The sequence below is a fragment of the Solobacterium moorei genome (assembly GCF_036323475.1).
GTDB lineage: Bacteria > Bacillota_I > Bacilli_A > Erysipelotrichales > Erysipelotrichaceae > Bulleidia > Bulleidia moorei.
Genome location: NZ_AP028934.1, coordinates 1723708 through 1735815 on the forward strand (window position 1 = coordinate 1723708; position 12108 = coordinate 1735815).

At 38.6% G+C, this 12108-nt stretch carries 10 protein-coding genes; 1 reads left to right on the forward strand and 9 read right to left on the reverse strand.

The window, feature by feature from the left end; translation table 11 throughout:
* The 5 genes from RGT18_RS08610 to radC form a co-directional block, all read right to left on the reverse strand.
* Positions 1–1194: a DnaD domain protein gene (locus RGT18_RS08610; protein WP_028077956.1), complete on the reverse strand. Its 1194-nt coding sequence runs from the start codon at positions 1192–1194 to the stop codon at positions 1–3.
* Complete coding sequence (gene coaE / locus RGT18_RS08615) at positions 1175–1786, reverse strand: dephospho-CoA kinase (protein WP_028077957.1); 612 nt, start codon at positions 1784–1786, stop codon at positions 1175–1177. Before coaE ends, RGT18_RS08610 begins: the two co-directional genes overlap by 20 nt.
* A gap of 7 nt (positions 1787–1793) precedes the next feature.
* Positions 1794–2600 (reverse strand): DNA-formamidopyrimidine glycosylase, encoded by an 807-nt coding sequence (gene mutM, locus RGT18_RS08620; protein ID WP_028077958.1) that lies wholly within the window; start codon positions 2598–2600, stop codon positions 1794–1796.
* 1 nt (position 2601) lies between these two features.
* Positions 2602–5217, reverse strand: a complete 2616-nt coding sequence (polA, locus tag RGT18_RS08625; RefSeq protein WP_028077959.1) for a DNA polymerase I — start codon at positions 5215–5217, stop codon at positions 2602–2604.
* Positions 5218–5368: 151 nt separating this feature from the next.
* Entirely contained in the window at positions 5369–6088 is a 720-nt protein-coding gene (gene radC / locus RGT18_RS08630; RefSeq protein ID WP_028077960.1) for a RadC family protein, read from the reverse strand.
* A gap of 103 nt (positions 6089–6191) precedes the next feature.
* On the opposite strand from radC, the gene RGT18_RS08635 reads away from it, so the two are divergent.
* The gene (locus tag RGT18_RS08635) at positions 6192–7397 is read left to right on the forward strand and encodes a class I SAM-dependent rRNA methyltransferase (protein ID WP_028077961.1); all 1206 of its coding nucleotides are present in this window, start codon (positions 6192–6194) and stop codon (positions 7395–7397) included.
* 66 nt (positions 7398–7463) lie between these two features.
* On the opposite strand, the gene RGT18_RS08640 is transcribed toward RGT18_RS08635, so the two are convergent.
* From RGT18_RS08640 to galE, 4 genes are all read right to left on the reverse strand, one after another.
* A complete protein-coding gene (locus RGT18_RS08640; RefSeq protein WP_006525592.1) occupies positions 7464–8615 on the reverse strand; it encodes a C40 family peptidase in 1152 nt (383 codons plus the stop codon).
* A 143-nt stretch (positions 8616–8758) separates the two neighbouring features.
* A complete protein-coding gene (locus RGT18_RS08645) occupies positions 8759–10354 on the reverse strand; it encodes an NlpC/P60 family protein (protein ID WP_051240945.1) in 1596 nt (531 codons plus the stop codon).
* Positions 10355–10662: 308 nt separating this feature from the next.
* Positions 10663–11088: a PTS sugar transporter subunit IIA gene (locus RGT18_RS08650; protein ID WP_028077962.1), complete on the reverse strand. Its 426-nt coding sequence runs from the start codon at positions 11086–11088 to the stop codon at positions 10663–10665.
* A gap of 4 nt (positions 11089–11092) precedes the next feature.
* Complete coding sequence (gene galE / locus RGT18_RS08655; protein WP_028077963.1) at positions 11093–12106, reverse strand: UDP-glucose 4-epimerase GalE; 1014 nt, start codon at positions 12104–12106, stop codon at positions 11093–11095.
* Between the last annotated feature and the right edge of the window lie 2 nt (positions 12107–12108).

Consider the following 12108-nt stretch of genomic DNA (forward strand, 5'->3'; position numbering starts at 1 on the left):
TTACTCCTCTCCCTTCTGTAGTTTTTGTAATCGTTCTAATAGTTCTGCTGATGCGACTGTACCTTCTGGTAGAGTGCCATCTTCTTGTTGGCGTATATAGTCTGGCATGCCAATCTTAACACCGCTATTAACCTGCGGGGTTTGGCGAACAATTTTCTTACGCTGTTGTAGCGCTTGTTGTTTGGTAGTCACACCATCTCTAGCCCACTCTGCCGCAACCATATCCACAAAGTTACGATTCAAACGATTTTGAGAAATCTTTAGGATATGTTCAATCATCATGTTGATAACTTCATTGCTGAAATGCATGTCGATTGCTAGATGTTCTAAGATACTCTTTTCTAATTGGGTAACCTTTGCACCACCTTGCTTTGCCTGTAAGAAAGATACAGGTGGTAAGGAGTATGGATCGCTTCCCGGTTTTACATCCGATTCTGCGCGTGATGCGTAAATCTTTAGCTTTGCACCATCGAATGTCATCGTTTGTAAATTAATACAACGATTGACTAAGATACGCATCTTGTCAACAGATAGACCATAGATTGTCGCAAGCTTCCCGATGAGGCTTAAGTTATCCTGTGTACGAAGTTCAGCAGGGAATACCAGTGTACTTGTCGTCGCAATAAACTTCTCATAATCAAAGTTAATCGTTTGATCTTCCATTGCGAATTGATAACGTGGCTGTAGTGCATCAAACTCAATATGTCGGTCTAAGAGATCTTGTGGTAAGAACTTAACTGCCTTTGTGATTTCTTTATAGCCACGCAAGGATACATTATTTGCGTTTAAGTGCGTCATTGTAGTAGTTGTCTCATCTTTTCCTACAACACGTTCATAGCGATTCATAAATACATTAGATTTCAAGAAATCCTTTGTATGTATCGGACTATTTAACACATAGACATATTGATTACATAGTTCTGTAGTTTTTACATATGTTCTCATCAGCATGTACTCTTCTAATTTTGTACATGCTTTATCTAGTGCATTGATATCTAAGTCAGTTAGCACAAGTAAACGTTGGTGTTTTTCAAAACCCTTTTGGGTTTTGCCTTCCGCAATGAGTGTTAAGTATAGAACTGTCGCATCTTTACCAATTAATGGTTGGTATAACATCATCAAAGAAAGTAAAGTTTCCTCAGAGATACCATTGCTAAAATCAACGCGATATGTACTAGTTGGCATTCTTTCCATTTCTGATGTCCTTTCTAAGTTCTCCTAACCATCGGTTGATTTGTGAATCTAGTTCTTTTAAATCACCTTCGTTATAAATCACTTTATCCGCTCTAGCAATCTGTTCTTCTGCAGGTATCTGCATTGATAGTCTTGCCTTCGCTTCTTGACGTGTGTAGTTTCTTTCTTCCATCATTCTTTGGATGGCAATTTCTTCACTACAAGTCACAACTACAGTACGGTCAAAGTATTGATCCCAACCTGTTTCAAACAACAGTGGAATCTCTGCACAGATAATTGGTTGTTGGTAGTTTGTTGCGAAGAATTTCTGCATTCCTTCTAATACGAAGGGATGCACAATTGCGTTTAGTTGTTTGCGTTTGTTATTATCTTGAAAGATAATTCCTGCAAGCTTCTTTGGCTCGATATCTCCACTAATGCCAATAACATCTTCGCCAAATACTTCTCTAATTTTTTCATAACAAACAGAACCTTGATACAAGGAACGCTTTGCGTATTGATCGGCATTAAATACTGGTATTCCTCTTCTTCTAAATAGAATCGCAACAGTTGTTTTCCCTGCCGCAATCGTTCCTGTAATTGCAATCTTCATAAAACTCCTATTTCTGACAATGTGGGCAATAATAACTTGACCGTCCACCGATATATTTTACGTGAATTTGTCCTTTACAACGAGGACATATTTTCTGCATATGTACGGTACACTCCGTTTGAAACCTACCGGTGACACCTAAACTAGAAGTATAGGTTCTGATCGTCGTACCACCAGCCGCAATCGCAGCCTTCAAGATTCGTCTTGTATGCATTACAAGATTTTCTTCATCCTTACAGGTGATACGTGCACAAGACCTACCCGGTCTTAGATTGCAGGCCGCAAGAATTTCATCTGCGTAGATATTTCCAATTCCTGCAACAAAGCTTTGGTCTAATAGCAGGCTTTTGAGTGGTGTACGTTTTCCCTTGCGATATGCATGAATGTAGGACGCATTGAACGCTTCATCAAAAGGTTCAGGTCCTAGGCCATGGTAATGGCTAAAATCCGTATCCAACGGAAGGATTTCCATACGTCCAAATTTACGTGTATCCATGTAGCGTAACTCTTTCCCATTATCTAGATGGAATATCACATGCATATGACGATTTGTTGGTTCTGTTGGATCTTGAATATAATATCTTCCTTCCATGCGTAAATGACTCATGAGGATACAATCATCTAAACCAAATAGTAAGTACTTACCACGACGCATGAATGTATTAAATGTTTGATTCTTTAATTGTTGCTTAAACTGTTCTATATCATTTTCAATCATCTTTGAATAACGTACATCCACATCCAAGATTTTTCTTCCTTGAATCTGATGTTCTAGTGTGTGTAGGACAGTTTCTACTTCTGGTAATTCAGGCATATTACTTTGCCTCGTACCAATCGCTACCGATAGAACATTCTGCTGTTAAAGGTACTTGTAGGCGCATCGCATTGACCATGCCATCATTGATAAGCTTCGTCATGACATCTACTTCTTCCTTTGGTACATTAAAGATTAATTCATCGTGTACCTGTAGAATCATCTTACTCTTTACCTTCGCATCCTTCATCATCTGGTCGATATGAATCATCGCTAGTTTGATAAGGTCTGCGGCAGAGCCCTGAATTGGTGCGTTCATCGCTGCACGTTTGCCGAATTCACGCGTTGCGTGATTCTTATCGTGAATCTCAGGAATCTCTCTACGTCTACCACAAAGTGTCTCTACATAGCCCTTCTCTTCGCAATCTTTCACAATTTGATCCATGTAGATGCGAATCTTTGGATATGCCGCATAGTAGCGTTCAATAAAGTCATGCGCCTCATAACGACTTACACCAAGCTGCTCACTTAATCCAAAGTCACTGATGCCATACACAATACCGAAGTTAACCGTCTTAGCACTACGTCTATCTTGTGCTGTAATCTCATCCTGTGGTTTATGGAAGACATCCATCGCTGTCTTAGTATGAATGTCAATTCCTTCCTTAAACGCCTCAATCAGACTCGTTTCATTTGCCATATGTGCTAACATACGTAACTCAATCTGATGATAGTCACTCGAAATTAATACACAACCATTCTCTGGCAAGAATGCCTTACGAATCACTTTACCCTGTTCATCACGAACACTGATATTCTGTAAGTTTGGTTCGCTAGAAGATAGTCTTCCTGTTTGGGTTGCGGATTGGTTATAGATTGTATGAATCTTTCCATCCTGTTGAATATACTTCTTCAAGCCTTCAGCGTAAGTACTATAAATCTTAGATAGCTTACGATATTCGAGAATATAATCGATGATTGGTGATTTCCCTTGTAGCTTTTCTAATTCACCAGCTGCAGTACTTCTCTTTTTACCTGTAGGAAGCCCTAAATCATCGAATAACACTTCTGCTAATTGTTTTGGAGAATTGATATTGAATTCTTTAGCTGCAAGCACATAAATTTCTTTCTGTGCTTCGCTAATCTTCGCCATCGTTTCTGTCGCAATGCGATCAAGAATATCGATATCACAACGAATGCCTTCTCTTTCCATATGATAGAGAACTGTCGTTAGTGGCATCTCCATTTCATAGTAGAGTTTGCCCATCTTGTATTCTTGTAGCTTTGGTGTGATCTCTGCATACAAGCGAAAGATATTTCTCGCAAATGCGCATGCATACATGCATTGTTTTTCTTCATCAATAATTAAATTTGGCTTTGTAGGTTTTCCATATACATCTTCATAACTCACTGTATTTTCAAAGCCATAACGCTCAATAATCTTTGCGGTTGTTGTCAAAGATGAGTCTACAAGTGATGCCGCAAGCATCATATCATCATGGAAATTGAGTGTTAATCCTTCGTTTTCTGCTAGATGTAAATTGCGTTTTACATCAAATCCATACTTATGTGGCATGTCACTAGAAAAATATGCAAGCAAATTACTATCTTTCTTCGCATCTGCTAAGGAAATGTATACTGCTTGCTTGCCATTATATAGCGCAAAGCCATTGATTGTCGCATGCATGAATGCACCATGATCATCATCCACAAATACAGCACAAGCATCCTTCAACATCTCTACAGGCGCCTTTGTAACTCGTTTATCTTCACTTGGAGTCACCACTATTTCTTCTGTTGTATTCTCTTCAATAGTGATCTTATCAGAGAAGCGTCTTGCGAGTGTGTTCATCTCTAGCATCTGTAAAAACTTTACAAGTTGTGGGTAGTTTGGTGTAAAGGATAACTCCTTCTCACTCATCTCTACATCTATATCACGCCGAATTGTCGCAAGCTTTTTAGAAAGTAATGCGGAATCATGCCCCTCCATTACCTTCTTCTGTAAAGCACCCTTGAGCTTATCTTCATTTGCGATGACATTTTCAACTGTACCGTATTCTTCTAAGAGCTTGAGTGCTGTCTTTTCGCCAATACCAGGAATACCCGGGATATTATCTGACTTATCACCCATTAAGCCCTTCATATCAATAATCTGAAGTGGTTCAATTCCCATCTGTTCCTTTAGACTTTCAGGTGTCACGACATCCATATCTGTAATCCCTTTTTTCATCAGTAATACAGAAGTCGTCTCATCTATTAGCTGTAACATATCGTGATCACTTGTTAATACATAGGTTTGATAGTCCTTTGCTTTTTTGGAGATTGTTCCAATTAAGTCATCAGCTTCAATATTCTGCATCTCCACCCAAGCAATCGCAAAGGCATCTAAGAAATCTCGAACGAGTTTAAACTGCGGCACCAAATCATCTGGTGCTGGCTTACGACCACCCTTGTAATCTGCGTATAGTTCATGACGGAAAGTATGTTTTCCTGCATCAAAGGCAACTAATACTGCATCTGGTTGAATGATATCAATGGCTTTTTGAATCATAGACGCAAAACCAAATACAGCGTTTGTAGGTGTTCCATCTGAAGTAGTCATCGGTCTACCGTATGCTGTAGCGTAATACGCTCTAAATAACATCGAGTTACCATCTGTCAGTAATAATTTCTTCATTTCATATTCTCCCATCTGTCTAAAAACACAGGTTTATTTCTTCTTATCAATCATCGTAAAAGACTTTCTTTTATTATAGTCTATTTTGGCTTTCATACCGCAATGTGACTCTCGTTTACCCTTAAAATTATCCTTATTATTTTACCATGTATTAGGTTGTGATTCCATGTGCACATTGGTAAGCCTCCATACAAGTTTCAAAGAGTTCTTCTCTAGCAAAACTTAGAAAACTTGTTTGAGAAACAATGAGATGATCTAGCACTCTTACACCCATGAGTTTACCACATTCCATCAACTTTCCAGTTACGACCAAATCCTGAGTACTTGGTGTTAATACACCGCTAGGATGATTGTGTGCCAGCAGAATATCCGTACTACCAATGAGTAGTGCTTCTTTAAAGATTTCACGGGGATATACTGCACTTGCGTTGATGGTTCCTACAAACAAGGTCTTTGCGGAGATAATACGATGCGCAGTATTCAGATAAACAACCAGAAATTTTTCTTGACTACCTGTTCCAATTTCATTTCTTAGCCACTCGATAATACGCTCTGGATTATCGATAATTTCCTCTTCATAAGCAGCCTCTAATGAAGCCCTTCTACTAATTTCAAAGATTGCTTGTAATTGTAGTGCTTTTACCTTGCTGATTCCTTTGATTTTACACAGTTCTTCATTTGACATATGTACGAGTCCTTTGATTCCCTTAGACATCTGTAATAAATTATCAGCCATTGTTAAAACAGACTCTCCTTGTGAACCTGTACGTAATATTAATGCGAGTAACTCTCTTGAGCTAAGAGACCTCACTCCATATCTCAGACCCTTATCCCGTGGTCGTTCTGTACTTGGCATTTCACGAACAATCATTCCCCAAACCCCTCCTACTCTTTATTACAAATCATTCCAAAAATCCCATGGCAAGATTAGTAAATTGGCGCAATATCGTTTATCATTATCCCGAGGTGTTCCTATGAAAAATAACTATCCTACTATCACAATTTCAAACGAAGGGGAAACTTGGCTTCAAAAAGGGCAAATGTGGATGTATCGTAATAACTTAGTCCAGGCTGATGAAAATATTCCAGATGGCGGTATTGTCAATATCATTTCTACTGATGGAACATACTACGGTACAGGCTTCTACTCCCCAATCAGCCATATTACTTGTCGTATCTTAACCAAAGATGGATCAGAGTCCATTGATCAAGCATTCTTCGAAAAACGCATTCGTTTTGCCTATGACTATCGTAAGACAGTAGAACCAAATAACTTGTCAAATTGTCGCTATGTATTTGGTGAAGCTGATTTTTTACCAGGTCTTGTTGTGGATTGCTATAACGATATCCTAGTGACACAGATTTCCAACACTGGTATGGAACAACACAAACAAATGATTTATGACATTTTGTTAGAAACATTTAAAGAAAATAGTCATGTCATTCAAGCAATCTATGAACGTAACGATATTAAAGTAAGAGAAAAAGTAGGATTAACATCCTACAAAGGTTTCTTCTACAATCCAAATCATGTATCTCCACAGACGATCATCAATGAAAATGGCATTCAACTTCAGGTAGATATTGAAAATGGTCAAAAGACAGGTTACTTCTTAGACCAGAAATCAAATCGTGTATTATTGCGCCATATCGCTCGTGATAAACGTGTACTAGATTGTTTTAGTCATACAGGTGGCTTTGCGTTAAACGCAGCCTACGGTAACGCAAAAGCAGTCACTGCAGTCGATGTATCAAACGTTGCCTTACAACAAGGCTATCAAAATGCCAAACTCAATCACCTTGAAGATAAAATTCAGTTTGTACAAGCCGATGTATTTGATTATCTTGAACAACTGAAGGGTAATGAGTTTGATATTATCGTTTTAGACCCGCCTGCATTTACTAAATCTCGCAAGACAGTGAACAATGCCTACTATGGATATAAAAATATCAATATGAAAGCCATGAATGTACTGCGTAATGGAGGCTATTTGATTACTTGTTCGTGTTCACGATTCATGGAAACAAAACTCTTTGAGCAGATGTTACTAGAAAGTGCCAAGGAATGTGGAGTTACACTACGTCAGATTTCCGTTACCCAACAGAATCCTGATCACCCTATCCTTTGGACCATGGATGAAACAAGTTATCTAAAGTATTTCATATTCCAAATCCTATAAAGTCCGAAAGGACTTTTTCTATTCCTCATAAGAAAAGACTCACATCAGTGAGTCTTAATCATCATCTTATTGTCCTGGCACTACATAATAGGAAGGTAAGTAACCAGAGATATCCTGAACTGTTACACCAGTACCATATGTAGCTGCGTGAACCATTGTACCATTACCAAGTGCGATACCTACATGGTATGGAGCTGAATCAGAACCATAGAAGTATAGTGCACCAGCTGGAGCGTTCCATACATCATACTGGTGAGTTCCAAGTGCTTGTTGTGCATATGTTGTACGAGCACTTAAACCATAACAATATTGAACTAAACCAGAGCAGTCAAATCCTGCTGGAGTTGTACCACCCCATTGATATGGAGTACCAACAAGAGATAACGCAGCAGCGATACCACCAGCATATAAACTTGAATCATACTTAGATGGGTCAAATGTAGATGTAGCAGCTCTAGCAGTGTTTGTAGCTTGTTGAGCTCTAGCAGCCTCTTCAGCAGCCGCTCTTTCAGCTTCTTCTCTTTGACGTTGTTCTTCTGCCGCAATTCTTGCGTCAACAACTTCCTGAGGAGTACGAACAGATACTGTCATAGTTGCTGTAGACTTATTACCAGCAGTATCAACGACTGTATATGTAACTGGATAATCACCATCCGTGTTCATATCTACAGTACCCTCCACGGTTAATACAGGAAGAATACCTGAATCATCATTGATATAAGAAATATAACTAGATGCGTTGAATGTATCACCATTGTTTACCACAACAGATGAATTCTTCAACCTGATGACAGGGGCTGTACTATTGACAACATTTACAACAGCTTTCTGAATAAAGGAATAACCTAAAGTCTTTTGTGCTTCGATATCACCAGTACTTGCAAGTGTAACCTTGACAGTAACTGTTTGGATACCTGTTACAGAACGATTGAATCCTTCAATATCCGCAACACTCTTCTCAATTGAGATATTTGTAAGATCGTATGTTCCATCAAAAGCAGCTCTCTCTTGAATTACCAAACTCTTAATTGTATCCAGAGGATTTAAATCCTGCTGACTTACCTCAATGACTGGTAATGTGTTTTCCTTTTCAACTGTAGTAGCTTTGTTGTCATCAGCGTATACTGTTTTTATTGAATATGTACCGGCAATGAGTAATGCGGATAATAATCCAGCACCAACTCTACCGAGTTTTTTGCTCAATTTATTTTTTACCATGACTCTATTCTACTTTTTTTCCTGCTGATTATGCAACTTTTTGGACCGCATTTCACACAATTTCACAAGTTTTTCAAAAAACTATAGCATTTTTAAGTGTTTTTTCACAAATTTCGCAAAAATAAAACTCCTTTTCAGGAGTCTTATTGTCCGATAATTACATAGTAGGAAGGCATGAAGTATGTGATACCAATTACCTGAATACCATCATTTTCATTCATCGCCTGTACTGTCTGACCTCCACCAAGAGAGATAGCTACATGGTAAGGTGCAGATTCAGAACCCCAGAAGTATAGTGCACCTGCTGGAGCATTCCATACGTCATAGCGGTGTGTTCCTAATGTTTGCTGTGTATATGTAGTTCTCTGTGGAATACCGTAGCAGTACTTAACAAGACCTGAGCAGTCGAATCCAGATGGAGATGCGCCACCCCATACATATGGTGTGTTACCTACGAATGATAACGCAAGGTTGATTGCGTCAGTGTATGCACCGTACTGTCCATATTGTGGAGTTGGGGCTACGTACTGTTCGCTTTGAATATATTGTGCATATACCCAACCAACTTGTCCGTTGATTACGATTTCTTGCCATCCGTTGGAAACTGTATCTGTACAGTAAACAGGATCATTTACATTTAATGTAGTAATAATAGAACTAGATGTACTTGGAGCTGTACGAACATTGAGACGTACATTTGGGTACATTGTCTTTGTTGGTGTAGGAACTGGTGTTGGTGTAGCTGCTGGAGTCTCTGCTACAGCTGGTGCTGCAGGTGTAGGCTCTGGTGTAGCGACAGGTGTTTCAGGAGCTGGTGTAGCTGCCGGAGTTTCTGTAGCTGCTGGAGTTGTAGGAACATCAATTGTCTCGTTGTTGCCTACTGCAGCGTTTGCGTTATTACCAATTTCCTTAATGGAATCAATTTCCTTCTGAAGCTCAGTTAACTGTGTTTCCAAACTATTTGTAGTAGCAGTTGTAGCTGCGTCAGCTGTTGTACTTGTTGTTGGATCCGTTAATGCCTTCACCGCCTCAAGCTGTGCTGAAATTTCGGCTGCCTTTGTTTCTGCTTCAGCTTGTTTCGCTGCCGCAACTTCGACAGGAGTCTTAACAGTTACTGTTAAGACTGCAGATGCAGTATGACCAGCTGTATCAGAAACTGTATAAGTTACTGGATACTCGCCATCTTTATCCATATCTACTTCGCCACTTACTGATAATACAGGTAGGATACCAGAATCATCATTAATATAGGAAATATAACTAGAAGCGTTGAATGTATCACCATTATTTACTGTAACGGCATCACTCTTAAGTTGTACTACAGGTGCACTGTCTTGTGTCAGTTTAACAACAACCTTCTGTACAAAGGAATATCCAAGCCTCTTTTCAACCTCCTTATCCCCTGTACTTGCTAGGTTGACTTTCACTGTAACAGTTTGAATACCTGTTGCGTTTCGATCAAAGCCAGTAATATCAGCTACACTCTTTTCAAGTGAGATATAGTTTAAATCATATCCACCGAGTAAAGCACGTTGCTTGATAACTTCGTTCTTGATCGCTGTATAAGGATCTTCCTCTTGTGCATCTACAGTAATAACTGGTAGCGCATTACTTGTGAACGGATTGGCAGTTTCTTCTGCCTTTACATGTGTTATTGATACAGAACCTGCAACTAATACTGCAGATAATGCACCAGTCACAATCATTCCCATTTGTTTTTTGATAGTATTTTTCATCATGGCTGTATTCTAACCACTTTCCTATTTCATTTGCAATCATATTCAAGTGTTTTTCGTGTTTTAAATTTACGAAAAGTGTTAAATATCCTTATTTTATGCGATTTTTTCGTATTTTGAATTTTTAAAAATATTTTTAATTTTGTTACAAAAATTGTGGAAAAATGTGAAATTTGTTACTTTTCCCAATTTTTTTGTTTTTTTCGTCAAAAAATAAGTTGCACTTCCAATCAATCTCACTATTTCACTAGAAAACATATGAAAAAGAAAGCCAATTAGGCTTCCTATACAAACAAGATTTTCATGTTTATTTATGCGATATCTTCATCCGGATGTTTTTCATCGAAGTCTACGATTTGACTATGCCCTGCCTCTACTGCTAAAGCGGCTAAGTCATTGACGTTATGGATATAACTTCTAGCCATACTTGCTTGCAGAACCATTCCGATATTCAAACCAGCAACCACATCGATATTACATTCTGCCGCATACTCTTTGGCAAGTGTGCACGCTTCACGATAGGTTGTACTATCCTGTACATCTGCCATGATGAGGATATTGCCACTTTGTTTCATGGATTCAATTGCAGTACGTAATCTATTAATGAATTGATCAACAGTTTCTTCTAATAGAAAAGATACGGTAGTATAGTCTTCTAACTTTCCAGAAAGAATTTCAACTGCACTACTTACGCCTTCTGGAAATTTACCATTGCCAGTAATGATCAGTCCAATCATAGTACTACTCGATTCCATTTGGATTCATTTGGGTGAAATTCCATGAATCCTTGCACATTTGGTCAATGTTGTACTGTGCCTTCCAACCTAATAATTCTAATGCCTTTGTTGGATCAGCATAGCATTCCGCAACATCTCCTGCTCTACGTGGCAAGATTTCATATGGTAAGTCTCTACCACATGCCTTGCTATATGCTTTAACAACCTGTAATACACTATATCCATTACCTGTACCAAGGTTTACCTTTTCAACACCCTTATGCTCTAAAGCATATTTAACAGCTGCGATATGACCATCTGCTAAATCACATACATGGATATAGTCACGAACACCTGTTCCGTCAACTGTATCATAGTCATTTCCAAATACACGTACCTTCTCACTAGTACCAATCGCAACACGAGCAATATAAGGTACTAAGTTATTAGGAATACCATTTGGAACCTCTCCCAATAATCCACTTGGGTGTGCACCGATTGGGTTGAAGTAACGCAATAACATGATAGACCACTCTGGATCTGACTTACTTAAATCCTGTAAGATCGTCTCATTCATTAGCTTTGTAGAACCATAAGGATTTGTCGTGGATACTGGGAAGTCTTCTCGAATTGGACAAGACTCTGGAGAACCATAAACAGTTGCACTAGATGAGAATACAAGTGTCTTACATCCAACTTCCTTCATCGCCATATATAGGTTTAAAGAGCCAGTAATATTATTTTCATAATATGTGAGTGGAATTTCTACAGATTCACCAACTGCCTTATAGCCAGCAAAGTGAATTACTGCATCAATATGATTCTCAGCAAAAACCCGATCTAATCCCTTGCGGTCTAAGACATCTGTCTTGTAGAACTTTGGCTTTTTACCTGTTAATTTTTCAATACGGTCTAATACAACTTCTTTGGAGTTATAAAGATTGTCTAATACAACTACGTCATACCCTGCATTCATTAAAGATACGCAAGTATTTGAGCCAATAAAGCCAGTACCTCCTGTCACAAGAATTGTTTTCATTT

Bases quoted from the DNA above. Each gene is read 5' to 3' on its own strand.
- RGT18_RS08610 (WP_028077956.1), bottom strand. From the start codon at position 1,194: ATGGAAAGAATGCCAACTAGTACATATCGCGTTGATTTTAGCAATGGT.
- coaE (WP_028077957.1), bottom strand. From the start codon at position 1,786: ATGAAGATTGCAATTACAGGAACGATTGCGGCAGGGAAAACAACTGTT.
- mutM (WP_028077958.1), bottom strand. From the start codon at position 2,600: ATGCCTGAATTACCAGAAGTAGAAACTGTCCTACACACACTAGAACAT.
- polA (WP_028077959.1), bottom strand. From the start codon at position 5,217: ATGAAGAAATTATTACTGACAGATGGTAACTCGATGTTATTTAGAGCG.
- radC (WP_028077960.1), bottom strand. From the start codon at position 6,088: ATGATTGTTCGTGAAATGCCAAGTACAGAACGACCACGGGATAAGGGT.
- RGT18_RS08635 (WP_028077961.1), top strand. From the start codon at position 6,192: ATGAAAAATAACTATCCTACTATCACAATTTCAAACGAAGGGGAAACT.
- RGT18_RS08640 (WP_006525592.1), bottom strand. From the start codon at position 8,615: ATGGTAAAAAATAAATTGAGCAAAAAACTCGGTAGAGTTGGTGCTGGA.
- RGT18_RS08645 (WP_051240945.1), bottom strand. From the start codon at position 10,354: ATGATGAAAAATACTATCAAAAAACAAATGGGAATGATTGTGACTGGT.
- RGT18_RS08650 (WP_028077962.1), bottom strand. From the start codon at position 11,088: ATGATTGGACTGATCATTACTGGCAATGGTAAATTTCCAGAAGGCGTA.
- galE (WP_028077963.1), bottom strand. From the start codon at position 12,106: ATGAAAACAATTCTTGTGACAGGAGGTACTGGCTTTATTGGCTCAAAT.